This window comes from Mycobacterium colombiense CECT 3035 (assembly GCF_002105755.1).
Taxonomy (GTDB): domain Bacteria; phylum Actinomycetota; class Actinomycetes; order Mycobacteriales; family Mycobacteriaceae; genus Mycobacterium; species Mycobacterium colombiense.
Genome location: NZ_CP020821.1, coordinates 2,337,500 through 2,362,107, shown reverse-complemented (window position 1 = coordinate 2,362,107; position 24,608 = coordinate 2,337,500). Strand labels below are relative to the sequence as shown.

At 63.5% G+C, this 24,608-nt stretch carries 25 protein-coding genes; 17 read left to right on the top strand and 8 right to left on the bottom strand.

The genetic code is table 11. The annotated features are described in order from the left end of the window. The gene (locus B9D87_RS27025) at positions 1-1,014 is read right to left on the bottom strand and encodes a hypothetical protein (protein WP_052002431.1); all 1,014 of its coding nucleotides are present in this window, start codon (positions 1,012-1,014) and stop codon (positions 1-3) included. Positions 1,015-1,114: 100 nt separating this feature from the next. Here B9D87_RS27025 and B9D87_RS10805 point away from each other — a divergent pair, with 100 nt between their 5' ends. The 3 genes from B9D87_RS10805 to B9D87_RS10795 all read left to right on the top strand — a co-directional run bounded on the left by B9D87_RS10805 (position 1,115) and on the right by B9D87_RS10795 (position 4,548). Next, positions 1,115-1,981, top strand: coding sequence for a helix-turn-helix transcriptional regulator (locus B9D87_RS10805; RefSeq protein ID WP_157373210.1), 867 nt, complete (start codon positions 1,115-1,117; stop codon positions 1,979-1,981). 128 nt (positions 1,982-2,109) lie between these two features. Further along, the gene (locus B9D87_RS10800; RefSeq protein ID WP_238553392.1) at positions 2,110-3,696 is read left to right on the top strand and encodes a class I adenylate-forming enzyme family protein; all 1,587 of its coding nucleotides are present in this window, start codon (positions 2,110-2,112) and stop codon (positions 3,694-3,696) included. Positions 3,697-4,077: 381 nt separating this feature from the next. Then, a complete protein-coding gene (locus B9D87_RS10795) occupies positions 4,078-4,548 on the top strand; it encodes an alpha/beta hydrolase family protein (RefSeq protein ID WP_148664697.1) in 471 nt (156 codons plus the stop codon). Positions 4,549-4,572: 24 nt separating this feature from the next. On the opposite strand, the gene B9D87_RS10790 is transcribed toward B9D87_RS10795, so the two are convergent. From B9D87_RS10790 to B9D87_RS10775, 4 genes are all read right to left on the bottom strand, one after another. Then, positions 4,573-5,238 carry an SDR family oxidoreductase gene (locus tag B9D87_RS10790; RefSeq protein ID WP_040629981.1) on the bottom strand — a complete coding sequence of 222 codons (666 nt, stop codon included), beginning with the start codon at positions 5,236-5,238 and terminating at the stop codon, positions 4,573-4,575. Then, complete coding sequence (locus B9D87_RS10785) at positions 5,225-5,704, bottom strand: oxidoreductase (RefSeq protein WP_167669434.1); 480 nt, start codon at positions 5,702-5,704, stop codon at positions 5,225-5,227. Before B9D87_RS10785 ends, B9D87_RS10790 begins: the two co-directional genes overlap by 14 nt. 107 nt (positions 5,705-5,811) lie before the next feature. Next, a complete protein-coding gene (locus B9D87_RS10780; protein ID WP_007769915.1) occupies positions 5,812-6,522 on the bottom strand; it encodes an alpha/beta fold hydrolase in 711 nt (236 codons plus the stop codon). Further along, positions 6,519-8,168, bottom strand: a complete 1,650-nt coding sequence (locus tag B9D87_RS10775; RefSeq protein WP_254425562.1) for a flavin-containing monooxygenase — start codon at positions 8,166-8,168, stop codon at positions 6,519-6,521. Before B9D87_RS10775 ends, B9D87_RS10780 begins: the two co-directional genes overlap by 4 nt. Here B9D87_RS10775 and B9D87_RS10770 point away from each other — a divergent pair, their 5' ends adjacent. The 8 genes from B9D87_RS10770 to B9D87_RS10735 all read left to right on the top strand — a co-directional run bounded on the left by B9D87_RS10770 (position 8,169) and on the right by B9D87_RS10735 (position 17,144). Beyond that, positions 8,169-9,413, top strand: a complete 1,245-nt coding sequence (locus tag B9D87_RS10770; protein WP_040629668.1) for a PucR family transcriptional regulator — start codon at positions 8,169-8,171, stop codon at positions 9,411-9,413. Between the two features lie 266 nt (positions 9,414-9,679). Then, entirely contained in the window at positions 9,680-10,375 is a 696-nt protein-coding gene (locus B9D87_RS10765; RefSeq protein ID WP_007769918.1) for a type 1 glutamine amidotransferase domain-containing protein, read from the top strand. Positions 10,376-10,412: 37 nt separating this feature from the next. Further along, positions 10,413-11,423 carry an alpha/beta hydrolase gene (locus B9D87_RS10760; RefSeq protein WP_007769919.1) on the top strand — a complete coding sequence of 337 codons (1,011 nt, stop codon included), beginning with the start codon at positions 10,413-10,415 and terminating at the stop codon, positions 11,421-11,423. 773 nt (positions 11,424-12,196) lie between these two features. Beyond that, positions 12,197-13,417, top strand: a complete 1,221-nt coding sequence (locus B9D87_RS10755) for a cytochrome P450 (RefSeq protein WP_238553393.1) — start codon at positions 12,197-12,199, stop codon at positions 13,415-13,417. 121 nt (positions 13,418-13,538) lie between these two features. Next, positions 13,539-14,885 carry a phenylacetate--CoA ligase family protein gene (locus B9D87_RS10750; RefSeq protein WP_007769921.1) on the top strand — a complete coding sequence of 449 codons (1,347 nt, stop codon included), beginning with the start codon at positions 13,539-13,541 and terminating at the stop codon, positions 14,883-14,885. An 11-nt stretch (positions 14,886-14,896) separates the two neighbouring features. After that, a complete protein-coding gene (locus B9D87_RS10745; protein WP_007769922.1) occupies positions 14,897-15,586 on the top strand; it encodes a hypothetical protein in 690 nt (229 codons plus the stop codon). A gap of 5 nt (positions 15,587-15,591) precedes the next feature. Beyond that, positions 15,592-15,999 carry a Zn-ribbon domain-containing OB-fold protein gene (locus B9D87_RS10740; protein ID WP_007769923.1) on the top strand — a complete coding sequence of 136 codons (408 nt, stop codon included), beginning with the start codon at positions 15,592-15,594 and terminating at the stop codon, positions 15,997-15,999. Next, positions 15,999-17,144 (top strand): thiolase family protein, encoded by a 1,146-nt coding sequence (locus tag B9D87_RS10735; RefSeq protein ID WP_007769924.1) that lies wholly within the window; start codon positions 15,999-16,001, stop codon positions 17,142-17,144. The genes B9D87_RS10740 and B9D87_RS10735 overlap by 1 nt, the downstream gene beginning before the upstream one ends. 148 nt (positions 17,145-17,292) lie before the next feature. Here B9D87_RS10735 and B9D87_RS10730 read toward each other — a convergent pair whose 3' ends face one another. Beyond that, the gene (locus tag B9D87_RS10730; RefSeq protein WP_007769925.1) at positions 17,293-17,655 is read right to left on the bottom strand and encodes a hypothetical protein; all 363 of its coding nucleotides are present in this window, start codon (positions 17,653-17,655) and stop codon (positions 17,293-17,295) included. Between the two features lie 41 nt (positions 17,656-17,696). After that, complete coding sequence (locus B9D87_RS10725) at positions 17,697-18,323, bottom strand: TetR/AcrR family transcriptional regulator (protein ID WP_157373211.1); 627 nt, start codon at positions 18,321-18,323, stop codon at positions 17,697-17,699. A gap of 104 nt (positions 18,324-18,427) precedes the next feature. On the opposite strand from B9D87_RS10725, the gene B9D87_RS10720 reads away from it, so the two are divergent. The 6 genes from B9D87_RS10720 to B9D87_RS27475 are packed head-to-tail and all read left to right on the top strand — an operon-like array spanning position 18,428 to position 23,681. Then, the gene (locus tag B9D87_RS10720; protein ID WP_202949998.1) at positions 18,428-19,804 is read left to right on the top strand and encodes an aromatic ring-hydroxylating oxygenase subunit alpha; all 1,377 of its coding nucleotides are present in this window, start codon (positions 18,428-18,430) and stop codon (positions 19,802-19,804) included. After that, positions 19,801-20,778: a thiamine pyrophosphate-dependent dehydrogenase E1 component subunit alpha gene (locus B9D87_RS10715; protein WP_007769928.1), complete on the top strand. Its 978-nt coding sequence runs from the start codon at positions 19,801-19,803 to the stop codon at positions 20,776-20,778. Before B9D87_RS10720 ends, B9D87_RS10715 begins: the two co-directional genes overlap by 4 nt. Further along, positions 20,775-21,761 (top strand): alpha-ketoacid dehydrogenase subunit beta, encoded by a 987-nt coding sequence (locus tag B9D87_RS10710; protein ID WP_007769929.1) that lies wholly within the window; start codon positions 20,775-20,777, stop codon positions 21,759-21,761. Before B9D87_RS10715 ends, B9D87_RS10710 begins: the two co-directional genes overlap by 4 nt. Further along, positions 21,761-22,003 carry a lipoyl domain-containing protein gene (locus B9D87_RS10705; RefSeq protein WP_007769930.1) on the top strand — a complete coding sequence of 81 codons (243 nt, stop codon included), beginning with the start codon at positions 21,761-21,763 and terminating at the stop codon, positions 22,001-22,003. The genes B9D87_RS10710 and B9D87_RS10705 overlap by 1 nt, the downstream gene beginning before the upstream one ends. Beyond that, positions 22,003-22,569, top strand: a complete 567-nt coding sequence (locus B9D87_RS27480) for an FAD-binding protein (protein WP_254425566.1) — start codon at positions 22,003-22,005, stop codon at positions 22,567-22,569. The genes B9D87_RS10705 and B9D87_RS27480 overlap by 1 nt, the downstream gene beginning before the upstream one ends. Continuing rightward, a complete protein-coding gene (locus B9D87_RS27475) occupies positions 22,461-23,681 on the top strand; it encodes an FAD-binding protein (protein ID WP_367648969.1) in 1,221 nt (406 codons plus the stop codon). The genes B9D87_RS27480 and B9D87_RS27475 overlap by 109 nt, the downstream gene beginning before the upstream one ends. 213 nt (positions 23,682-23,894) lie before the next feature. On the opposite strand, the gene B9D87_RS10695 is transcribed toward B9D87_RS27475, so the two are convergent. Beyond that, the gene (locus B9D87_RS10695) at positions 23,895-24,509 is read right to left on the bottom strand and encodes a TetR/AcrR family transcriptional regulator (protein WP_080598512.1); all 615 of its coding nucleotides are present in this window, start codon (positions 24,507-24,509) and stop codon (positions 23,895-23,897) included. Positions 24,510-24,608: the final 99 nt, after the last annotated feature.

Below are 24,608 nucleotides of genomic sequence, written 5' to 3'. Positions count from 1 at the left end.
TCAGCCGATCTGAACTTCCCGGCGTGGTGCCAGGCCGTGCGACGGGGCGATCTCGCCATAGGCGAACCAATGCGCGGGTTCCCTGGTATCCCCGACGCGTCGCCACCGACCCTCGATCTGTGGGTTCGGCATCGGCATGAAATCGACCATCCGGCCCTTTGGATCGGGAAGGAACTCCCAGTCCTCACCCGGAGCGTGCACTTCGATGCGGGTCGGCCAGGTCGAGGATTCGTCAAGATGGACCCGACCGTCGACTTCGGTCGTTCGACGTACACGTGCGTTTTCGTCACATAGCAGGAGCATTCCCATGCCGTCGTGGCCGAGCATGAAATGGCCGGCGTCCAACGTCCCGTCGGTGTAGCGGGTCGCCCAGGTGTACCAGGTGACATGCAGCTTCTTACCGATCAACAGATCGTTTTCGTACACCAGGCCGCGCGTATACATATCGTCGGCGCCGTAGAAGCCACGAACCCGGCGGCCCAGAATCTCGCCCTCGGCCTCGTAGAGCTGAGACACGTAATAGTAGCCCTCTTCGCCGTGTGGGAGATGCCAATGCAGTCCAGGTTCGACGAGCTTGCCCTGAAGCTCGATGACTCCGGATTCTGTCCAGGCCGACCGGGTGGCGTCGACCTCGAACCGGAACGGCTCGCCCTCGGCCTCGGGCGGACTCGAAAGGATGGTCGCCCCGTCACTGTGGGTTCTGGCAAATCCCGTGTTGCGTGCCGAGCGTCGGCTCGCCCCGTGCATGCGCAAGTCCGTGGCGTCGACCGAAGTTTGCAAGTAGAAGCGCTTGCGCCCGCCGCCACTGTGTTCGGGCGCGCGCAGCACGGTGTAGAGCTCGCCATCGTCATCGCGCAGAGTGCCGTATAAGTACAGGGCCGACCAGGGAAGTCCAAACCAGCTGCGGTCCAAGGCAAACTGAGCCGGATCAGACGAGTGCTCGCCGAGCAGCATCTGATAGTGGAAATGTCCTCGCTGAGACAGCGCTTTGACGGAGTCAGCCGTAGTTGTCATGGTTCAGCGAGTGTGCAGTTAGCAAGACCGCAACAACAAGACCGCGTTTGTGGTACCACTCAAAGTGATAGGAAAAAAAGAGTTTGGCAACGTCATGGGCATGATCTCCGACTCCGAGCAACGCCGCCGGGAGCTCGCGGCATTCCTTCGAGCGCGGCGAGCCCAATTGCAGCCCGAGGGGGTCGGTCTCACCTCCGGCGGCGGACGTCGGCGGGTGCGAGGCCTGCGCCGCGAGGAGGTTGCGAACTTGTCGCGGGTCAGTTATAGCTGGTACACCCGCCTCGAGCAGGGCCAGGATGTCCAGGCGACCGCAGAGGTCATTGACAGCATTGCGGCCGCTTTGCGGCTCGGCGACGACGAACACCGACACCTGCGGAGGTTGGCAGGGCTACCGCTGGGACCCCATGAACACGACGATGATTCGGTCGACGAATACACGCGTCAATTACTTGCGCGGTTGCTGCCCGCGCCGGCATACGTCCTCGGGCCCCGGTCGGACTATCTGGCATGGAACGATGCGTTGGCGGCGGTGTTTTGTGACATCGCGGACCTGCCGCCTGAACGCCGCAACGTGCTGTGGGCGATGTTCACCGTGCCCAAAGTCCGAGATTCGCTGGTTGATTGGGAGGAACATGCGCGGGTTGTGGTTGGCCAATTCCGCGCCGAGGCCGCGGCGCATCCGTCGGACGAGCGCTTCGGTGCTCTAGCCGACGAACTTGCAGGCGTCAGCGCAGACTTCCGTCGCTGGTGGGCCAGCCATGAAGTCGTACGCTCGGCCGGTGGTACTCGGGCGTTCCGCCTACCGGGACTGGGCCTGCTTTCGACGCAGCTGATGCAACTGCGGATGATCGACAGGCCATGGCTAAAAGTCGTGATCCACCATCCTTCGATGCCCGAGGATGTTCGCAAGCTCGAATCCCTTCGGTCAGACGCTAATTGGGGCGCCGTCATCGCGAGTTCGCGCTGACCCGCCTGCGGTAGAGTCAAAAGCAGGTCAATGAGTAAAATCATCTATCTATGACGGAACTGATAGCTGTAGCGGGTGTTGCAGATAGGCCCGATCTGGCCACTCCGCAACAGCCAGGGTTGGCATACGTGCAGGCAGTCGGAGCGATGCAGCTGTCTGGGGAGACGGTCGGTCAAGCGCTCGCCAGGGTCGCCCGCGACTCGGGCGGCGACCGGGCGTTGGTTTGGCTCACCGATCGCGGTGTGGAATGCATGACGTGGGCAGAGTTGTACGCGAAGGCGTGTGCGGCCGGCGTTGCGTTGCAGGATCTCAATCCGGACCGCGGTCGCGTCGCGCTGGTGGGGCCGAATTCGGTGGACTGGATCGTGTCGATGTTCGGTTGTGCGGTGGCTCAGATGCCGGTGGTTCCGATCGGTCCGTCGGTTACGGATAGCGAAGCGCTCCACATGCTGTCGCAGACGAACACGAGGGTGGTCCTGGCGGCGGACCGCGTCGGCGATAACGCCGTGTACCGACGGATGTGCAAGGTCGCCGATCAATTGTCGGCGCGACCGGTCCTGCGCGACATCGCCGCGTGGATCGATACATCCACGTCGGTGCCACCGACGCCAGGCCAGGCCAGCGACACCGACGAGTTCTTCGTGCAACACACCTCTGGCACGACTGGCCTGCCAAAGGGGGCAGTCTTGTCGCACCGTGCGGCGCTGGGCTCGGCGCGGGCGTGGCGCGACGCTATCGGGCTGCAAGCCGGCGAGCCGTGGCTGAACCCGCTCCCGCTGAACCACGTCGGTGGATTCATCACAGGGCTACTCACTACGTTGTCGGTCGCCGGAACCTACACCGTCGTCGAACGCTTCACCGCTCAGACCGCCCTGCGGGCGATACGGGAAATACGCCCTGCGGTGGTGGCCTTGGTTCCGACGATGATCATCGATCTGCTGGGCGTGGAGGGGGTGTCACCGTCGGACTTCGCGTCGGTCCGTACCGTCGCCGGCGGCGCATCTCCGGTCGATCCCGGCCTTATTGAGGAGGTGGAGCGCCGACTCGGGCTCACTTTCCTGGTTGGATATGGCCAAAGCGAGGCACCGTCGATGGCGGCCAGCGCTCCCTCGGATCCGACGCAAGTTCGTACCCAATCGTTGGGGCACTGCCTTCCTGGACGCGACTACTACATCCGCGACGCCGCAGGCCGGGTGTTGCCGACCGGAGCCGTGGGCGAACTGTGTGTGCGGGGCCCGTTGGTCATGACGGGTTATCTGCGAGGCGACGGCTCGATTGATGCCGCCGTCGACGACGCGGGGTGGTTAGCAACCGGTGATTTGTGTTCGATGGACGACCAGCACGTCCTGACATTTCGGGGCAGAGTCCGCGAGGTGATCATCCGTGGTGGCAGCAACGTCTATCCGGCCGAAGTCGAGCAGGTGCTTACCACACACCCGTCGGTCGCCGAAGCCGCCGTTTTCGGCGTCCCCGACAAACGGCTCGGCGAGCGGGTCGTCGCCGCGGTGCTGCCCCATCCCGGCGGTCATCTCGACCCAGATGACGTTGCGGCATACGCGGAACCACTGCTGAGTCGCTACAAGCGGCCCACGGAATGGATCGTTGCCGCCACGCTGCCGCGCACCAGCACGGGCAAGGTGCGCAAACATCTGCTCAGTCAGTGGTATGACGAGGGAACCTTGCACGCAAGATGCGCCGGCCCACAGTCGGTTTAACGGGTTTCCATTCGGTTATGCCGCCCGCCCCCGAAGTCCAACGGGTGTCGTTGCCCTGCATGGACGGCGTACACCTCAGCGGGTTGTTCGCTGCCGCGGGCAAACCACGAGGGCTACTCGTGGCGCTGCACGGCGGCGGGCAACGGGCCGAGTACTTCCACGACCCGCTGCGACAGCAGGACTCACTGCTGCTGCTCGGCAAGCTGCTCGGGTATTCCGTCCTAGCCCTGGATCGTCCCGGCTACGGTGCCTCGGTTGGTATCGCCGAGCAGAACACGACCCTTGCCGGCCAAGCCAGCGCAATTTGGCGTGCGTTGCGCCAGGGGAGCGGTTTCGGTTCAACGCTTGCCGATGATGTTGCTCGGGCATTCATTCGGTGCCATGGTGGCGCTGCAGATGGCGGTGCGCCCGCCGCCGATGCGCCTGGTGGGCATCGACGTCTCGGGCGTCGGAACGCGGTACGCCGACGCCGTATTGGCGAAAAATCCGAAGACTTATGTCGCCGATGAACTCGCCACACGCTCGACCCGTGGCCGGGAAGATGCGGTCGATCCGACACCCTTAAGGATCTCGCCGTTACCCCAGCGCGAACCGTATGAGGCGCTCGCGTGGTCCTCACGGGTCGACGCCATCGCAGCAGCTGTGACCGTACCCATCACTATCACCGTGGGCGAGCACGACCGAACCTGGATCAACTCTCCAGAGCACCTCGGTGCGTTATTCGTCAACGCCAAATCGGTTGCGCTGAAGGTTCAGCCACACAGCGGCCACAACATCAGCCTGGGCAGCGCAGCGCGGACCTACCACTTGCAGGCGATCGCGTTTTTCGACAATTGCCTTATCGCGCAATAGCTTTGATTCTGGGGGGAAATGTTGTCACGGTCGGTTGGTTGCGCCTTGGTCCACTGGCAGAACCACGCCGGTGATGTACCGCGCTTCATCGCTGGCCAGGAACAACACGGAGTCCGAAATCGTGGTCGGCTCGACCCACGGCCTACCAAGCGGCATCATCATGGTGAACACGGGTTCGGCGTCCTCCAGGGTGGGATTGCTCAGGTCGGGACGGAACCGCCCGAACATCTTCGTGTTCTCGGTGACCATCGGGGTATAGACCGTTCCGGGGGCTATCACGTTGACCCGGATCCGGTGTGCGGCAAGCTCATTGGCCAGCGTTTTGCCGATTGCTACCACGCCGGCCTTCGACGCGTTGTACTCGACCAGGTTGGGCACATAACGCAAACCGGCGCCCGAACTGGTCAAGATGATCGCCCCGCCCCTGCCGGCGTCGATCATCGGCGGTACCGCGGCGGCCACGGTGTTGAAAACGCCGGTCAAATTGGTGGCGATCACGGCATCCCACTCGTCGCCCGGCTTCTCCCAAGTCGGACCGCCAGGCCCCATGATGCCGGCGTTTGCGCAGACGATATCGAGGCGGCCCAGCTCGGTCACGGCCCGCCCTACCGCGGCCTCGAGCGCCGCGCGGTCGCGCACATCGGCCTTGATGCCCAGCATTCGTCGGCCGGTCTTTTCAACGACCGCCATAGCCGTGCGGAATCGGCTGGCGTAGCCGAGGAAGTATGCCTCGCGCGCGCGGGTCGACTCGCGGACACCACCGGCCCCGGCGCCCATGAACGCCTGATTCGTAGTTGCCGCCAGAGATTTCGAGCAGGTCGATCTTCTCTTCGGCGAGCGCCAGTACGACTTCGGTCGAATCGTCTTCGGTGATACCGCCGCGCTGGAAGTCCGCAGAGTTGAGCTTCACCGCAATCGGGGTGTGCGGACCGAGTTCGGCTCGCAAGGCGCGCGCGATGTCGACCAGAAGTCGCCGCCGTCTTTCCGGTGTTCCGCCGAACGCATCGGTTCGGTGGTTGGTCAGCGGGGATAGGAACTGGCTGAGCAGATATCCGTGCGCAGCGTGGATTTGCACACCGGTGAATCCGGCGTCCACCACGATTCGTGCAGACGTCGTGAACCGCCTTATCACTTCGTCGATCTCGGCCACGCTCATCGACCCCGGTTTGCCGAACAAACCGGATGCACCGGCGACAGCGATCTCCGACGGTGCGACGGCCCCGCGGTTGAGCGTCCGAGGCGCTTGACGGCCGGGGTGGGTTGTTAGCCACCCGGTGTGAGGACGGCGGTGGCGACGGCCGAGGGTGCCTCCCACGGTGGTGTGTGTCCCGCATCGGGCAGTGTCGTCACGGTCGCGTGCGGGACGGCGCGGAAGGCGTCGGCGGAGGTGGGGTCGACGCGTTGGTCACGTAGCCCGAACAGCGCGTGTGTAGGGCAGGCCAGTGTCGTGAGGCGTCCGGGCAGCGCCTGGTGACGCAGGTACGTGTCGATGGCATCGGTGGAGCGCAGAAAAGTCTTCAATCCCGTCGCCCGCAGATCCTGTACGAAGATCTCGGGCACGGCGAACCCAGGAGCGAATGCGCTGGCCAGGCCTTTGGCGGCGAATGAATCGGGCATGACACGCCACAGTGCGGGGCCGAGCGCCGGTAGCCTGAGCAGCCGTTCCGAGACGCCGCGGGCGCTGATGCGACTCTCCGCGGTTGGCGGGGTGTTGATCAGGATGAGGCGTTCGACCAGGTTCGGATACTGTTCGGCGAGGGCGGTGGCGACCAGGCCGCCCATCGAGTGGCCAACCAGCACGCACGGCCGCTGCTCGAGCTGGACAGCGACACGACGGGCCTCATCCTCGACGGTGGTCACCGGCACGAGGCGCGGCACCAGAATCCGGTCGACGTGCGGGCTGAGTAGCGGTAGCACTCGGGCCCAGGCCCTGGGTGAGCTGCCGAGCCCGTGCAGCAGCACAACCCCGCTCACTGTGCACCTGCCTTGCCGGCAACAGCCGCAACCGAGCGCTGCCGGTGGTCCTGCGGGCGAAACCGGTTGGTCAGCACCCGGTACTTGACCGTGGTGCCGGGCCAGAGGTTGCTGTTGCGACCGGTGGCATCGAGATACCAGCTGTCGCAGCCGCCGGAGGTCCAGACGCTGCCGTCGGTGAGCCGGTCGGCCATGTCGACGAACTCCTGTTGCGCCTCGGCGCTGGGTTCCAGTTCTGCTATTTGGTGGTCGGCGCTGTGACGGACGGCCGCGACGATGTACTTGATCTGCGCTTCGAACATCGCGATCACCGAGTTGTGGCCCAGTCCGATGTTGGGTCCGTGCATCAGATAGACGTTCGGGAATCCGGCAACGCTGGTGCCGAGGTAAGCACGCGGGCTGTCGCCCCAAACCGCAGCCATGGTGGCACCGCCGGGTCCGTAGATCTGGTCGGTCAACGGCAGTCGCGAGGTCTGGAAGCCGGTGCCGAAGATGATTGCGTCGACCTCGTGCAACACCCCGTCGTTGTCGATGACGCCGTCGGGCGTGACCTCGCGGATCCCACTGGTGACGACGTCGGCGTTGGGTTGGTCGAGACTGGCCCAGTAATCGTTGGACAGCAGAATGCGTTTGCAGCCCAACCGGTAATCGGGCGTGAGCTTTTCGCGCAGTCGCGGATCGGAGACCTGCGAACGCAGGTGTTTGAGCGAGGTACGTTCCGCGTGCTTCATCAGCATGGGATTGCGGAACCCGAGCACTGTCATTTCACGCTGCAGGTAGATCCGCGTCCGCGCCGCCCGCTGAGTCCACGGCATGGCCCGGTACATGCGCTGTTTTGCGGGGCTGATCGGTCGGTCGGGGCGCGGCATCACCCACGGTGCGGTGCGTTGGAACAGCGTCAATTCGGCAACCTGCGGCTGGATGGCCGGTACGAACTGGATCGCCGACGCGCCGGTGCCCACCACCGCGATCCGCTTGCCGCGCAGGTCGAACGTGTGATCCCAGCGCGCCGAATGGAATACCGCGCCGCCGAACCGCTCGATTCCCGGCACGACCGGGATAACCGGATCCGCCAGCGCGCCGGTGGCGACGACCAGATGCTCGGCCTCGAATTCCCCGGCGGTCGTGGTCAGCCGCCACAGCGAGGCGTCCGTGTCCCAGCGGGCCGCCTTCACCGGGCAGTTCAACCGGATGCGCTCCATGACACCGTACTCGCGGGCGACCCGTTGCAGATAGGTGTAAATCTCGCTCTGGCGGGCAAACATGTTGTCCCAGTTTGGATTCGGGGCGAAGGAAAACGAGTACACGTGACTTTGCACGTCGCACGCCGCCCCGGGGTAACCGTTGTCTCGCCATACGCCGCCGACGTCGCCCGCACGCTCGAAGACGGTGACGGCGCATCCGGCTTCGGCAAGCGCGATCGCCGCTCCCAGCCCGGCGAACCCTGAACCGACGACAGCCACGCGAGTCGCGCGCAAAGTGGTGTGGTGCGAAATGGTCACGTCATTCTCCAATCCAGATGCGAGCCGGTGGCTCTGCGTTCGATACCAGCGCTCGTTCGAGCATCCGCGGGACGACCGCCCGGTTGTATGGGCATGCGGAGGGGATGCTGACCGGCTATTTGTGCGGCCGCATAAGATCGTCAAGTGGTGCCACCAAACAACGACGGCCCGCCCCTGCCCGCGACGGCAGCACGGGAAGCCCGTGCCGTGGACGCCCCGCCGCAGGTGAAGACCGCCGCGCAGGCGGCGTTGCTAGCGGAAGTGGAATCGCACCTCGACGACATCGCGGCCGACCTGACCGGCCTGTACCGGGCGAATATCCCCGTATACGACAAGGTCGACGAGAGTTCGATTCGGCGTAATACCCGTGCGGTGCTGGAGCTGGCAGCCCGGTCGCTGGGTGAACCCGCACCAGGTACCAGCCTGAATGAGATCGGTGATTTGGCTCGGGTATGGGCCCAACAGCAAATTCCACTCGAGCTGGTGGCTCACAGCATCCAGGTGGGTGCCCGCCGCTTGGTCGAGTTGATCCGTGAGCAAGCACGCGTCAGCGACGTGCCGGTCGAGCAGATCAACAATCTGCAGGATTTGGCATGGCAGTGGGCCACCGCGCACGCCGCCGCGGTGCACATGGTCCAGCAGGAGCGCGCGGTAGCCGAGGCCACCCGCCGCGGCGACTTCCTTCGCCGGCTCGTCGAGGGCGCCCTCGCCCCGGCCGCCCTGAGTGCCGAAGCACCGCATTACCGGCTCGATCTAACCCATGCCTACCACGTCGCCTGTATGCGCTGGGACGACACCGTCACCAGTTCGGATCTGGCCGCCGGGCTGCGCACTCGCGGTGCGACCGCGCAGCTGCCCGCACTCGACGCGGTCATCGACGGCGTATTCGTCGCGCTGCTGCCGCAACGGCCCCGGCTGTCCTGCCCCGACCGCGCTGTCGGACTCGGGCCGGCTGCACGCCCCACCGAACTCGCGCGTTCATACCGCCACGCCCTGCAAGCGATGACCATCGCCGAGCAATACCGGCGTACTGGCGTGGTGGATTTGTCGGACCTCGGCCCGATGCCGCTCATCGCCCGGCAGGACGACGAGACCGCAGACATGCTCGACGCCAAACATCTGGGCCCACTGCGCGCGCAGGGCAGCGCCGGCCAGGAGATCCTCACCACCATCGCGACCTACCTCGCCAACGACCGCAAGGTCGAAGAAACCGCCCGCGGGCTGTTCGTGCACCGCAACACCATTCGTTACCGGCTCAGCCGGTTCACCGAACTCACCGGCCTGGACATCGACAAAACTGACGACCTTGTCCTCGCCTGGTGGCTGCTCCATCGCGGCTCCGCGAACCGAAAGCCGTTGAAATCAGCGGAGAATCGAGCGCAGCGCTGATAGCCGGTTGTTATTGGGTGTCGATAGCGTTGACGGTTCCGGATAGCCGAGCCGTTGCGATTCCCGGAAAAGTGACCCACACGCCAGGGAACCCAAACGCGTCGATTTTCTGAGACTATTGACGGGTGGCCGAGAGTACCCCTGTGCGCATGCATAACATGCTCGAAGCGATTCTGGTCGCCGGCCTATGCGGTTTGATTCTTGATCGGCGAATCCTCAAAGGGTAGGGATTCACCGGAAATATCGAGCCAAAGGGGGCACCTCGCATGACAAACATCCTGATCGTCGTCTCGGCGGCAGACCGCTGGACCTTGAATGACGGCACGGTCCATCCATCCGGATATTGGGCCGAAGAGCTCGCAGTGCCACACCAGATCTTCTCCCGGGCTGGATGGAACATTACGGTCGCCACACCCGGCGGCAAGGCGCCAACGTTGGACAAACTCAGCCTCGGAGTGGCCGGCGGAATGCCATGGAAGCGACGCGGGGTCGAGCGCTACCTGGCCGGCATCGGCGATCAAATCAACCATCCGCGATCCCTGGACGACGTAGAGCCCGACGACTTCGATGTCATCTTCTATCCCGGCGGCCACGGACCCATGGAAGACCTGGCCTACGACGCGACCTCCGGCGCACTGCTCGCTGCGAGGGTGCGGGCGAACAAACCGCTCGCGCTGCTCTGCCATGCGCCGGCGGCGATTCTCGCCGCCGCCAACCCCGACGGCACATCGCCGTTCGCCGGTTACCGCATGACCGGGCTGTCGAATCGCGAGGAATTGCTCAACCGATTCTCGAAGAAGGCCCCCTGGCTGTTGGAGGACCGGATGAAGGAGGCGGGAGTCGACTATGTGAAGGGGCGCTTGCCCCTGCGCCCGTTCGTCACGGTCGACCGCAACGTTTACACGGGGCAAAATCCCCAATCGTCGGAGAAATTGGCCGAGCGCTTGGTCGCTGACTTCTGACCAGGGTTCCCGAAGGCGGCCGCGGTCGCAGTGCAGGATGCTGTTCGCCATGAGACGACTGCTGACATGTGTGTTCCTGACCCTGGCCGTGCTGGCCGCGCGGCGCTACATGGCGATGCGCCCCGCTCTGGCCGCGCTTCCCCAGGGGTTCAGGCATCCGCTGCTGCCTTTCCTCAAAGTGGGTGCCGGACCACGGACACTCCCAATTAGCCGCTTTTGTATGCGGTTCCCCGCCAGGCCGGGCCCGGGTGTCACGGTTAGTAAGCAGATCGTCCTCGGCGATACGCCGGTCCGCGCGCTCATCTTGGCGCCGTCCGGTTCTGCCCCAACGTTGCTTAACCGGCCTGCCGTGCTCTATCTGCATGGTGGCGGCCTGGTCACCGGGTCCCCCCAGTTCGAGGCCAACGCCAGCGGCCGGCTCGCCCGCGAACTCGGCGCTGTTGTGGTAGCTCCGGATTACCGACTTGCCCCCGAGCATCCCTTCCCGGCCGCGCTGGATGACTGCATGGCGGTTTTGTGCTGGATGCGGGAGCGCTCTGGTGCGCTGGGCATCGACCCCGACCGCATTGCTGTCGCGGGAGCGAGCGCGGGTGCTGGATTGGCGGCGGCGGTCGCCCAACGTTCCTACGACGAAGGCGTCCCGCTACGCGCGCAGGTCTTGGTTTACCCGATGCTCGACGACCGCACCACCCTGCGCGACGCTGTTGCCGGCCGCGGACAATTCCTGTGGACTGCGCGCGAGAACCTATTTGGCTGGGCGGCTTACCTGGGCCGGTCGCCCAGGCTGTCGGATGCACCGCCCTACGCGGCAGCGGCGCGCAGAACGCAGCTTGCGGGACTGCCCCCGGCATGGATCGGCGTCGGCGATCGGGACCTATTCCACGACGAGGCAGTCGACTATGCGCAACGGCTGTCCATGTCCGGTGTCGCCACCGAGCTAACCGTCGTTCCGGGCATGTACCACGGAGCCGACGGCATCGTCGGGAAGCACCCGGTCATGCAGTCTTTTCGCTGTAGCTACACGCAATATCTGCGGAAATACCTGTGAGCGCAGTTGGCTTTGGCGACAGTGGTGTCGGTTCTCAATCGCGGTGACATATCGCGCGCCGCTGGCCTGCGGCGATGCGTGTTGTCTCACGTCATGTCATCTCCGTTTCTTCTCAAGCACATGTCATTTCTTTAGATTGACCGAAGCGCGATTCTGCCGGCACCTCTGGCCGGCTTCTCCGCGACAGTCAATTCGTCACTGTGCGACGGCATCCAAGCCAAGACCGGATTGCAGGCATTTTAATCGCATCGGACTGTCATGCCATAGTCGACCGCGAAGCCGCAGGAGACCACAGGTGGTTGAACTCATCCAACAGCACCCCGCCGGCCGGATCACGCAGCGTCACAAAGCAATCCATGATGCGCCAGGCCACCGACGGCCAACCCGACTGGTCAGTCCCGTGATCGGCGATCCTCTACTGATAGAGCGTGAGGTTCTCACGCCGAACCTGCGAGATCCGCCCCGCACGCTGCCGATCACCTTCGCCGCCAGCCCGATGGCTGGCGCCAGATGCCTCCGGATACCGGTGCAATGAGGCGCGCAGGCTTCCGCCATCGCCCAGTTTATAGTTAAATGATTCATCCCTCCGGCCGGTGTGGGGGCGGGACGCGTCAGCGGAAATCGCGGCGTCGCTGCGCCCCGTAAGGCCCGAGGCGCCGCGCTTGACCGAAACTCAGGCTTGGCTTGCAGCGACTTCAGCGTGACGATTGCTACGGGCGACGACAGCGTGGTACACATCACGTTACAGTGTAAGGTTGGCAGTACGGAGGTTGATGGCGATGGACAAGGACGAGCGATACGATCCGCGCATCTCGGAGTGGGTGCAAGCGCTCAAGGATGATGCGCATCCACAACGCCACTACCACGACAAGGCGAAAGACATCCGCGCCGAGCGGGCACCGGACGGCGTGCTGTGGTTGTACCGGCATGACGACATTCTGGCGGTCAACCGTCATCCCGCGGTGTTGGGCACTGGCGGTCGGGGCGGCACCTTCGGCAACGACAACCCGTTGATCCCGTTAGAGATCGACGGCGACGACCATAGAAAATGGCGGCGTCTCCTCGATCCGCTGTTCTCCCCGAAAAAGGTTGCCTTACTCGAGGAGTCGGTACGTCAATTGGCCAGGGAGCTGATTGACGGCTTCTTGCCGAAGGGCGAGGCCGAACTCTACAACGACTTCTGTGTGCCGCTGCCGTGCTTGACCTTTCTGCGGCTCGTGGGCGCACCGGTCGAGGACCTGGACTTCTTTCTCGAGTTCAAGGACGGCGTACTGCATCCCGCTGGCGACTCGATGGAGGAGATGGACGCCAACATGGCGGTGGCGGCCGGCAAGATTTACGAGTACTTCGTCGGGTTCCTCGCCACGAAGCGCAAGACGGCGCACGCCGAGCATGACGTCATCGCGAGCCTGATCAAATCCGAGGTCGACGGTGAGCCGTTGTCGGATCTGCAGCTGATCAACATCCTGTTTCTACTGATGTTCGCGGGGCTCGACACGGTGACCTCTTCCATGTCGCTTGCCTTTGCCTGGCTTGGGCAACACCCCGCCGAAAGGGATCGACTCGTCGGCGACCGTTCACTGATCCCGGCTGCTGTGGAAGAGATCATGCGGTACGAGTCGCCGGTCCCCGCCGGCTTTCGTTACGTCGTCGGCGACGTCGACCTCGGGGATGGCCTCGTCATCAAGGCCGGCGAGACGATTCACGCGAGCTGGGCGGCTGCCAATATCGACCCCACGTTCTACGACAATCCGCTGAACGTGGACTTCGCCCGCGGGCGCAAGGATCACATGGTGTTCGCCAGCGGCACGCACCGTTGCCTGGGTTCACACTTGGCCAGGTTGGAAATGCGGCTTGCTGTGGACGAACTTCTGGATCGCATTCCGAATTATACGGTCGGGCCAGAGGATTCACTCGTGTATGACAACGTGGCGGTCCGGATGGTGAAGCGGCTTCCGATCACGTTCCCGGTGTCCGCCGTGGCGGGGACTTGATCACGACCCGGCTCTGCCATTGGCAGTCCGCAAGTGGTAAAATCATTCAACTTATTTTGCGGACAGCGCCTGCGGGTCGCGGTGCAAGATTGTTGACGGGGTACAACTGCGTGGAGAGCGAATGACAACGGATACCGCAACAGCGGCACCCCCTAGCGGGACGGCCGACTACGAGCGGCGGTTCCTCGAACCGGAGATCGAAACGGCGAGTCGTCACCAGATCAGGGAGCTGCAGGAGAAGCGAATCCTGCAGCTGGTGCCCTACCTGTGGGAGCGGTCGGCCTTCTACCGGGAATTGTGGTCCGCAGCGGGCGTACAGCCGGATGACATCCGTTCGCTGGACGACTTCACCAGCAAGATTCCTACGTTCAGCAAAGACGACATCAAGGCGTACCGCGCTCGTACCGGCGATCCGTTCGGAGGGTTGCTCTGCGTCGATACTGCCGAGCTGTCCTCGATGACGTCGACGTCGGGGACCACCGGCATGGCGGAGTTGATCCCCGAGATCTGGACCGTGGCTCCGCCGCTGCCGACCAACTATGCGCGCAACCTGTGGGAGATCGGGCTTCGTCCGGGCGACAAGGTCCTCGTACCGTCTGGATCATTTCGCAACTACTTCGACGATTTCCTGCACATGATGGGCCTGATCCCGGTCTACATCGACTGTTGGGTCGGCCAGGGTGAGCAGATCCTGAAAGCCATCGAGCGGCACAAGGTTGCTTTCGTGCAGATGTTCCTGCCCATGGTGCTGGAGTTCGAAAGACTTGAAGAGCGTTACGACATCAGGTCGATGCTCTCGTCACTCAAGGGTGCGGCCTTTGCGGGGATGCCGCTCGGCAAAGTGCTTACGCAGAAGGTTCGCGAAAAGTGGGGTGTGGACCTCTACACGTACACCAGCGCGGGAGATACCGGAACCGCGTGGGAAGGGCGCGAGCACGACGGGTATGTCCTCTGGGAGGACACGGTGCTCGCAGAGACGCTCGATACGGTCACCGGTACGCCGGTTGGTGACCGTGAGATCGGGGAGCTTGTCGCCACGGACCTCGACAACATGGCTGCGCCATACATCCGGTTCCGCTCCGGCGACATCGTCCGAATTACAAGGGAACCCGCGCCGAGTGGTCGCACGCACGCCCGTATGTGGGTGCTTGGCCGCAGCGGCGACGAGACGATGGTGGCAGGCAAGCCGGTGATGGTCTCGGAAGTCTGGCAGTACGTGGAATCGGTGCCGGAGTTGGCAGACGGAATCTTCCAGATCGTCCGCTCCTCCAACGCCATGGATCGCCTTCAGGTGCGAGCCGGTTATCCGCCGGACCGCACCAGCGACATTGCGGAGCTGCGACAGCGGGCGAGGGGTGCGCTGGAAGCGGGGCTGAATGTACCTGTGGAAGTCGAGCTTCGTCCTATCGACGACCTGCTGGCAACCGCGTCCAGCGTGGCGAAGTTCTCCAGGGTGGTGAAGGCATGAGCAGGGCAACGATGACCGACGCCGCCGGCGTCCTTCCCCGACCGCCGTTGTTCGGCATTGCCAGTTGTCAGGTTGGACCCAACTTTTTCGACTTCGAAATCGGGTGGGACGAATTCGAGCGCGATGTGGACTGGGCGGAGTCGCTGCTGCGTTCGGCCGGTCTCGGTCGAGGTGACCTCGTGCTGATCACCATCAGCCAATGGGAGGGCCCGTGGACCACTCCGGTGGTGCGTGCGCTTCGCCGCATAGGTGCCACCTATCTGCCTGCGGAGGTGTGGAGCTTCGACGCCCGCCGCACGTCGATGTTCTTGCAACGCTTGCCCGTCAAGGCGATCTTCGGTCTTGGCGGCGACACCATCACCGGCTTGGAAACCGAGCAGCCGCCCATTAATCAGCTGTTGCAGGAAGTCGAGATTGTGTGGGCCCGCCCGGATGCCCTGGACCGGCTCTCCGGTGTCGCACCGCAAGTTCTCCCTTTCGTCAAGGTGGGGCCTGCCCTGGGCCTTGGCGTCCCCGGGCAACCGGGAGTCCTGGTCGACGCCGGCGAGTGGGCTATCGAGAGTGAGAACGGCGAACTGGTCGTTTCGAACGTCCGCGAACGCGCGGCATCGTTTGATCGCCTAGCAACCGGGGTTAGGGGATCGGTGCGGTCGGCGGGCGACGGCGCGGTCACGATCGAGCTTGAAAAGAACGGGGCGTGAGCGCAATGGCGCAACAGGAAGTGGTCGCAGAGGGTCTTTTCACCTGGCCGGCGGATGAGCCACGGCTCATCGCCTCCCGCGGTGACGGCGAGTTGAACTTTCCCGCCCGTCCCGGTGAGGAGACGGTACTGCTGTCGCGTCGCGGCACCTTATGGGGTTTCACGACGCAACAGTTCAGACCACCCTCGCCCCCCTACGACGGCGACGACACGTCCGAGACCTTTGAGCCGTATGCGCTGGGCTATGTCGAACTGCCCGGCGAGTTGCTCGTGCAAGCCAGATTCACCGAGGCCGACCCGAAGTGCCTGCGCGTCGGGCAGGAGATGGAGCTACGCATCGTGCCATACACAATTCGCCCGGACGGCACCGAGGTGCTGACGTACGCGTTCGCGCCCGTCGGGGATGGTGAGTGATGACGGACGTCGCAATCGTCGGGGTCGGACTGCACCCGTTCGGCCGATACGGGGACAAGCTCTGCCTGCAGATGGGTGCCGAAGCCGCACAGCTTGCGCTGGGTGACGCCGGCACCGAATGGTCGCGCGTCCAGGCGGCATATGTGGGCAGCTACGAAGTATCCAACCCCGATGCTGTCGTCGGTTGGCTTGGGCTGACTGGCATTCCGGTACGTGGTGTGTTCAACGGCTGCGCGACGGGCGGCACATCGCTGCAAATGGCCGCACAGGCGATCCGTCACGGTGAGGCCGACGTCGCCATGGCGATCGGATTCGACAAGCATCCGCGCGGCGCATTTGCGGCCGACCCTTCTGTGGTCGGGCTACCGGCCTGGTACGGGCGGACGGGTATGTTCCTCACCACGCACTTTTTCGGCACAAAAATCCAGCGGTATATGCACGATCACGGCATCTCGACTAACGCGCTGGCCCAGATCGCGGCGAAAAACCTTGGTAATGGGTCGATCACACCGCATGCATGGCGACAGAAGGCCATGTCTGCTGAGGAGATCCTGGCTGCTGAAGTGGTGAACTATCCGCTCACCCGCTACATGTATTGCAATCCCGATGAGGGCGCCGCGGCGCTGGTGTTGTGTCGCGGGGATATTGCGCACCAATTCACGTCGACGCCGGTATTCGTCCGGGCCGCGGAACTGCGCAGCCGCCGTTACGGCGCGTTCGAGGTGACCAGCCCGTCGATGCCGCTCGATCCGGCACCGAGCCCGACGGTTGACGCGTCCAGAGCGGCGTATGAAGTGGCCGGCATCGGGCCGGAAGACGTCGATGTGGCGCAGCTGCAGGACACCGACGCCGGATCCGAACTGATTCACATGGCCGAGAACGGATTCTGCGCCGACGGTGAGCAAGAGAAGTGGATTGCCGAGGGCGCAACCGAAATCGGCGGTCGGCTCCCGGTGAACACCGACGGCGGGCTGATCGCCAACGGCGAGCCGATCGGCGCTTCCGGCCTGCGCCAGATCTATGAGATCGTGTTGCAACTGCAAGGCCGCGCAGGCACTCGTCAGGTGCCGAACGATCCGCGGGTGGGCTACACCCACTTGTACGGAGCCCCTGGCGCTTCCGCAGTGTCAATCCTCTCACGCTGACGAGATCGTGGTCCGATAAGCGTCCTCGCGAAGGGCGCCGGTAATGCTACACAGTGGATCCCGAACAAGGGCACATCGTTCGCCAGGGCTTTGCCGGTCTGTCCCGAACAGGCGCTGGTGCACGACGAGGACTGAGTGTCGGGTCGCGTTACGTTACCGTGGTCCGTTCGCCCCGGGCAGACCAAGTTGTCATGGAAATGCTTGTTAAATCGAGGGTTTCGCTAAGCGGTAGCCTGCCGTCGGCAGCACGACTGAGAAATTCATTCATCACGCTGTCCGGGTCGTCGGCGAGCTCATAGACGGCGAGATACCGGTGCGCGGGGGGCGGGAGCTCCGCCGGTGCTGCGTCGCCGTCCGGAAGTGTCATGGGCGCGAGGTCATACCGCTGCACCGCGACCACACCGGGCACGTTGAGAACGTCGACTACATGCCGTGTGTCGTACCAATCATTGAATGCTTCGTCTTGTCCCTGTATCGGATTGGTGAAAACCAACATGAGGCGATCAGCCATGTCCGCTTCCTCTCGTTGTTGGGCTGATAGGGAATTGGGCACTATGTCGGGTCGGTGATCCCGTAGAGCATGTAGCGTGTGATCTCTTCGATGATCTGGCTTCGCGTCAATGGTGACTTGGCCGGGAAGAGGATCTGCGCGTGTACGACGGCCGAGAGCACCATGCCGAATGTCAGCCGTACTGTGGCGGTGGGATCACGGATGGGCAGCCCATAGCGCGCAGCGCCGTCGCGCACGGTCTGCTCGAGTCGGGCAAACAACCCGTCCAGGCGCTCGTCGGTGGTCGGATGATGTGCCCTGGCGGAGAGCAGCGCGACAACGAGTTGGCGGTTCTGCTCGAGAAAGCCGTACAAGAGATCGATGTACTCGCGGCCGAGTTCGTCTAGGGTCTCGCCGCTAACCCGCAACTGTTGCCATCGGCTGGCCCAGTCGGAGACAAAGCCCTCGAACGGCGCCAGCACAGCCTCGTCGAAAAGCCCCGCTTTAGAACCGAAGTGGCGAAACAGCAAGACCTCCGTGACATCTGCGCGTTCGGCCACCTCGCGAGTCGATGCTCCGACATAGCCCCGTTCGGCAAACACATGAGGGGCAGCGGTGAGCAGCCTCGAGCGGACCTCGTCGCCGCTGCGCCTGGCGCGGCGCGTGCGACCGGCTTGATTTCCGCTCACCGCTGGCACCTTTCCGAAGAGATTGGGCATTGACAGATAGCCACACCATACATATACAGTCAACACTGTATAACGGGTGGCCTGCGACACAGATGGATGCTGATGTGACTGAACTCATGAACGCGCCGGCGGCGGGTACGAGCAGCGGCGAGCGTGGCGGTCAGGTGCGTGACGACTTCGTGCCGAAAGAGCCTTACTACCAACCCAAGTACGTAGAGCTTGAGAAGCGGCTGCTGTGGCCGAACGTCTGGCAGGTCGCGTGCCGGCTTGAGGAGATCCCGAACCCCGGCGACTACATCACTTACGAAATCGCCGACGAGTCAATCGTCGTCGTGCGTACCGATGAAACGGCCGTTCGGGCGTATTACAACGTATGCCAGCATCGCGGCCGGCGACTCACGGAGGGATGCGGCAACGCAAAGCACTTCTACTGCCGGTTCCACGGCTGGCGTTGGAATCTCGACGGCAGCCCTCGCGAGGTGCTCGATCGAAACGATTATGCGGGGTGCCTGCAGGACTCGGAGATCGGGCTGAAGAGCGTCACGAGCGATACCTGGGGTGGCTTCGTGTTCATCACAATGCAGGACTCGCCCGAGCCGCTGCGTGACTACCTCGCTCCCGTGCCGGAGATCTTTGACGGCTACGAGTTCGAGAGGATGCGATACCGCTGGTACAAAACCGTCGTCCTCCCATGCAACTGGAAGGTTGTGCTGGAGGCGTTCAACGAGGGCTATCACGTCGCCGCAACGCATCCACAGCTGTTGCGATTCACCGACGATTGGACGGTGAGCGAGGCGTTCGGCAAGCACGCCATGTTCACCTATCCACCCGATAACCGTCCCTTGGGTTTCCCGTCCCGCCGGCTCGGCGGTGAGGTTCCTAAAGACATTCGTAAAGGACTGTTTCGGTTCCTCGAAGAGATGGAGCGTGAGCTACGTGCCATCTATTCGACACGCGATTTCGAGGCCGCCAAGCGTCTGTTGACCGAGGTGTCCGAGGACGAGGAGCCCACGACCGTGCTGATGAAACTCATGATGTTCCACCGAGAAGCAGCTCTTGAGGATGGCGCGGGCTGGCCGGATGGCTTGAGTTTTGAAAGCATCGTACGCGCCGGTATCGACTGGCACATGTTCCCCAATCTGATTGTGCTGCCGTATATGGATGCGGCGTTGTGGTACCGCGCACGGCCCAATGGCGATGATCCGGATTCTTGTGTGTTCGACGTCTGGTCGCTGGCCCGATACCCCGAAGGTGAGGAACCCCCGCTGCAGCGGCAGTTCTTTACCGATTGGCGTGCGCACGATGACTGGGGTGGCATCCTGCCGCAGGACTTTCAAAACCTTGCTCAGGTTCAACAGGGGATGAAATCCCGGGGTTTCGCGGGATCAAGGACGAATCCCATTCAAGAGAAACCTATCTCGAACTTCCACCGTGTTCTTCACCAGTACCTGGACCTGAATCCGGAAAGTAGCGTTCAATGACCAAACCGTCGTCCCAAGAGTTGCTTGCCATTTACCGCCTGGCCGCACTCATCCAACTGACCGATGAGCGGATCCGCAGCTTGCTGATGTCGGGAGAGATCGCACTGTCGTACTACTCGCCCCGCGGTCAAGAGATCGTCGCGGCGGCAACGGCGATGAAGCTGCAGCCCGAGGACTACGTCGTCACGACCTATCGTGGCATACACGATCAGATCGCAAAGGGCGTTCCGCTGCGGTTGCTGATGGCGGAGTACTTCGGTAAGGCCACTGGTGCCTGCAAAGGCAAGGGAGGCCCCATGCACGTCACGCACCCCGAATCCGGGGTGATGTTGACCACCGGCATTGTCGGTAGCGGACTACCGATCGCCAACGGCTTAGCTCTCGCCGCACAGTTGCGCGGCGAGCGCCGCGTCGTGATTGCGAATTTCGGTGATGGCGCTAGCAATATCGGTGCGTTCCACGAGGCACTCAATCTCGCGTCACTGTGGAAGCTGCCGGTGGTGTTTCTCTGTCAGAACAACGGCTATGCCGAGCACACTTCCTTCGCCAATGGCACCAGCTGCCGGAACATTTCCGACCGCGCAGTGGCGTACGGGATGCCGGGGGTCACGATAAACGGCGATGACCCGGAGGCGATGTTCGCGGCAGCCGCAGAGGCGATTACCGCTGCACGCGATGGAGCCGGACCAACGCTATTGGAGGCCAAGACCTTCCGGTTTATGGGGCACTTCTTCGGCGACGACAGCGGCTACATCGACAAGGAGATCTACGACGATCGACTGGCACACGACCCGGTACCGGCGTTGCGCGCCAAACTGATCGCCGACGGTCGGGCGGATGAAGTTCAACTGACCGGCCTCGAGCAACAGTGTCAGGGAGAAATCGCTGACGCCGTCGAATTCGCCAGGGCCAGCGACTTTCCCGACGTTTCCGAGCTAGGCCGAGACATCTATGCAGGAGAGGTTGCGGTATGAGCGCGCAGACGATCACGTTCGCCGAGGCATCTAATCTCGCCTTGGATGAGGCGCTGGCCGCTGACGAATCGGTGTTCCTCCTAGGTGAGGACATTGCCGACCGCGAAGGAGGTGGCGTCGCTAAGGTTACCGCCGGGCTGTCGACCAAATATGGGCAACATCGAGTCCGCAGCACACCGATCAGCGAGCAAGCCATCGCCGGTGCGGCGGTCGGCGCAGCGATCGCCGGAATGCGCCCGGTCGCCGAGATCATGTTGGCGAACTTTCTGACGGTCGCGATGGATCAGATCGTCAATCACGCGGCCAAGATCCGCTTCATGTCGGGCGGGCAGACGAGTGTCCCGTTGACCATCCGGACGATGAGCGGTGCCGGTATGGGTTCGGGCGGACAGCACTCGGACATGCCAGAAGCGTGGTTCGCGCATGTTCCCGGCCTGAAAGTTGTGACGGGCTCGTCACCAGCGGAGGTGAAAGGTCTGCTGCTGTCCTGCATCTTCGATGACGACCCGTGCATATTCATCGAGACGATGCCGACGTACTGGGACCGTGGCCCCGCCCCGGCGCCCGGACTGCGCATCCCGCTGGGCAAGGCGAACATCGTGCGGCCTGGAACGGACGTGTCGGTGATCTCGTACGGTCGACCGGTCGCTCAGATCGTCCGCATAGCAGAACAGCTGGCAGACGACGGTATCAGCGTGGAAATCGTTGACCTCAGGACCATCTCACCCATCGACAGGACGTCGGTGCTCGAATCGGTGGGGAAGACGCGCCGCGCGGTGGTCGTGCACGAGGCCGTCGAGCAATTCGGCGTCGGAGCCCAGATCTCGGCGATGATCGCCGAAGACCTGCACTCGGGCCTGCGCGCCCCGGTTACGCGAGTGGGATCGCGCAACTGCCCCGTCCCGTTCAGCCGACCGCTCGAGCAGGCGTTCATGTACAGCGACGATCGGATCGAAACTGCGATCCGCAAAGCGGTGCAGTAATGCCGCTGATACACCGCATCAAAATTCCGAAGCTGGGCATGGCAGTCGACGCGGCGACCTTGTCGGAATGGTTGGTTGCCGACGGCGAGGGCGTGGAAGCGGGCACGCCGCTGTATGTCGCCGCAACCGACAAGGTCGATCAGGAGATTCAGTCGCCCGTGTCGGGGACGATCCGTCTGATCGGCGAGGCCGATACCACCTATCCGGTGGGCACATTGATTGCCGAGATCGTCGAGCAGTGATGACCGATAGCGACTCAGACTTCGATGTGGTGACCGACTGCGTGATCGTCGGAAGCGGCGGCGGTTCCATGTGCGCCGCGCTGGCTGCGGCGGCCAGCGGTAATCACGCCTTGATACTCGAAAAGGCCGACGTGGTCGGTGGTTCCACCGCGATGTCCGGTGGTGTGCTGTGGCTACCAGACAATCTGGTTTCGCGCCGTGCCGGGGTGCAGGACAGCCGAGAGGACGCGCTGCGGTATTTCGCGGAGGTGGTCGGCAGCGACCGGCCGTCGACATCGCCGGAGCGCATCGAAGGATTCCTGGACGCGATCGATCCGATGGTCGCGTTCCTGGAAGCGCAGGGCATTCCGTTTCGGCATTGTGAGGGGTATGCCGACTATTACGACGATCGGCCCGGCGGAAAGGAGAATGGACGCTCGATCGAAACCGAGTTGTTCGATACGGCGCAGCTCGGTCCGTGGCAGGAGCTGTTACGCGTCAGCGAGACACTGCCGGCGATCCCGATGCGCACCGCCGAGGTCGCGCCGGTCGCGCTTGGGGCCGAACGGCGCGTTCGCTGGGGGTAATCGCCACGGTGACAGGGCGTCTGGTCAGCGCGGCCGTGCGTGGCAGGTCGGTGCGGGGGTCCGGCGCGGCGCTACAGGGCTGGATGCTGTTGGCGGCCATGCGTGCCCACGTCGGGGTCTGGACGTCAACACCCGTTGTCGGGCTGGTCGTCGATGACGACGGTGCAGTACGAGGGGTGACCGCGAGCCGGGGTGGACGAACTATCAGCATTCGCGCCCGCCGGGGAGTGCTGCTGAACTCGGGCGGCTTCTCGCACAACGAGGCCATGCGCCGCAAATACGGACGCCAGCCGTCGTCCACACGCTGGACGGTTGCCAACCCTGGCGACACCGGTGAAGTGATCGAGGACGCAATCCGTCACGGCGCCGCAGCCGATTTGATGGATGAGGCGTGGTGGATACCGACTTCGGTGCTGCCCGACGGATCCCCGCTTTATGCGGTCTACGAGCGTTCCAAGCCGCACGGTGTCCTCGTCGATGGTGACGGTCGGCGCTATGTCAACGAGGCCGCGTCATACATGGAGGTTGGTCAGGCGATGTATGAGCGCAACGCCACCGCGCCCGCAATCCCCAGTTGGTGGGTGATGGACAGCCGTCATCGCCGAAGGTACTTGTGGGGCCTGGCTCCGGGTGGGATGACGCCGAAGAAGTGGGTATCTGAGGGCTACATGGTCAAAGCGGACTCGGTCGATGAGCTGGCGCGCCGATGCGGGATCGATCCCACGGGGCTGGTGAACACCATTGAGCGGTTCAATTCCCATGCCGCGCACGGGCGGGACCCAGACTTCCACAAGGGCGAGCGGGCATACGACCGCTATTACGGTGATCCGCGGGTGCAGCCGAACCCGTGCGTCGGTCCGGTCGACAAGCCGCCCTTCTATGCGGTGGCGCTCTATCCCGGAGACGTGGGAACCTGTGGCGGTCTGGTCACCGACGAGCACGCGCGCGTTCTGCGGGACGACGGGCAGCCGATTCCCGGGCTGTACGCCACCGGTAACTGCACCGCCTCGGTCATGGGACGCACCTATCCGGGAGCGGGCGCCAGCATCGGCGCATCCTTCGTTTTCGGATGGATCGCGGCTAACCATATGTGCGGATCATCGAAGTCGTGATCATGAATTCCGCTGCGACAGTTGCGCGTTCGTCCCTTGACGAACTACCGGACCCGCGTTGATCATCGGGCCCGACCAGATCACCGAGAGCAGCGGCGGTACGTACCGGCACGTGTCCGCCGCAACGGGCAAGCCAACCCCCGGAGATGCCGTTGGCCGGGCTGCATGAGATGGTATGCGGTCATCGCTGCTTCCGTGGCGTTGGTGGTCTCGTCAATCTTTCGGCGGCTGGCTGCCTGCGCCGCGCACGACGAATGCGGCGATCTCGGAGGCCAGTCGATCGCCAATGCCGAAGAACTCCTCACCCAGCTGAGCTGCGCCGACCGTCATTGCTATGGCGAACCGAACCGACAGGCGCGGGTCCATTGCAGGTTGGTTGCCGGCCTGTGCGTTGTAGCGGCTTACTTGGCCCACCAGCGCGTCGAGCTGGTCGGCGATGAGCAGACGCGCGTTCGGTCCTTGTGGCGATCCCTCGCGCCGGGCGCCGATCAGGGTGATCAGCTCAAGGTGGTCCCTGCACAGCTGGAACAGTCCGCTGACGTAGCGGTGCGCGATGTGCTGCGGGCCTGCTCCTGATTCCGCCGAGCTCGCCCAGTCCGTGACGAATTGCTGCACGAACTCGATGAACGGCATGAGGACCGCTTCATCGAAGATCGCCTTCTTCGAACCGAAGTTCCGGAACAGCATCGACTCTGACACGCCGGCCTCGGCGCTGATCTCCCGAGTGCTTGTCGCATCGAAACCATTGCTGTGGAAGAGATTTCGAGCAGCATCGAGGATGAGCTTACGGACCTCTTCGCTGGACCTTCGCGACCGGATATCAGGCATTGACAGGCAACTCCTCCTAAGCGTGCGTCACTCGCTTGACGCTAAATCATTTAACCGTTAACGTGACCGCCACCACAAGACCAATCAGTGAACTCAGAT

What these genes read in the sequence shown, in the direction of transcription:
- B9D87_RS10795 (WP_148664697.1), top strand. Translation starts at nt 4,078, where the DNA reads ATGGTGGCGCTGCAGATGGCGGTGCGCCCGCCGCCGATGCGCCTGGTG.
- B9D87_RS10695 (WP_080598512.1), bottom strand. Translation starts at nt 24,509, where the DNA reads ATGCCTGATATCCGGTCGCGAAGGTCCAGCGAAGAGGTCCGTAAGCTC.
- B9D87_RS10735 (WP_007769924.1), top strand. Translation starts at nt 15,999, where the DNA reads ATGACGGACGTCGCAATCGTCGGGGTCGGACTGCACCCGTTCGGCCGA.
- B9D87_RS10805 (WP_157373210.1), top strand. Translation starts at nt 1,115, where the DNA reads ATGATCTCCGACTCCGAGCAACGCCGCCGGGAGCTCGCGGCATTCCTT.
- B9D87_RS10755 (WP_238553393.1), top strand. Translation starts at nt 12,197, where the DNA reads ATGGCGATGGACAAGGACGAGCGATACGATCCGCGCATCTCGGAGTGG.
- B9D87_RS10765 (WP_007769918.1), top strand. Translation starts at nt 9,680, where the DNA reads ATGACAAACATCCTGATCGTCGTCTCGGCGGCAGACCGCTGGACCTTG.
- B9D87_RS10715 (WP_007769928.1), top strand. Translation starts at nt 19,801, where the DNA reads ATGACCAAACCGTCGTCCCAAGAGTTGCTTGCCATTTACCGCCTGGCC.
- B9D87_RS10760 (WP_007769919.1), top strand. Translation starts at nt 10,413, where the DNA reads ATGCTGTTCGCCATGAGACGACTGCTGACATGTGTGTTCCTGACCCTG.
- B9D87_RS10785 (WP_167669434.1), bottom strand. Translation starts at nt 5,704, where the DNA reads ATGAGCGTGGCCGAGATCGACGAAGTGATAAGGCGGTTCACGACGTCT.
- B9D87_RS10705 (WP_007769930.1), top strand. Translation starts at nt 21,761, where the DNA reads ATGCCGCTGATACACCGCATCAAAATTCCGAAGCTGGGCATGGCAGTC.
- B9D87_RS10740 (WP_007769923.1), top strand. Translation starts at nt 15,592, where the DNA reads ATGGCGCAACAGGAAGTGGTCGCAGAGGGTCTTTTCACCTGGCCGGCG.
- B9D87_RS27480 (WP_254425566.1), top strand. Translation starts at nt 22,003, where the DNA reads ATGACCGATAGCGACTCAGACTTCGATGTGGTGACCGACTGCGTGATC.
- B9D87_RS10710 (WP_007769929.1), top strand. Translation starts at nt 20,775, where the DNA reads ATGAGCGCGCAGACGATCACGTTCGCCGAGGCATCTAATCTCGCCTTG.
- B9D87_RS10750 (WP_007769921.1), top strand. Translation starts at nt 13,539, where the DNA reads ATGACAACGGATACCGCAACAGCGGCACCCCCTAGCGGGACGGCCGAC.
- B9D87_RS27025 (WP_052002431.1), bottom strand. Translation starts at nt 1,014, where the DNA reads ATGACAACTACGGCTGACTCCGTCAAAGCGCTGTCTCAGCGAGGACAT.
- B9D87_RS10730 (WP_007769925.1), bottom strand. Translation starts at nt 17,655, where the DNA reads ATGGCTGATCGCCTCATGTTGGTTTTCACCAATCCGATACAGGGACAA.
- B9D87_RS10745 (WP_007769922.1), top strand. Translation starts at nt 14,897, where the DNA reads ATGACCGACGCCGCCGGCGTCCTTCCCCGACCGCCGTTGTTCGGCATT.
- B9D87_RS10790 (WP_040629981.1), bottom strand. Translation starts at nt 5,238, where the DNA reads ATGGCGGTCGTTGAAAAGACCGGCCGACGAATGCTGGGCATCAAGGCC.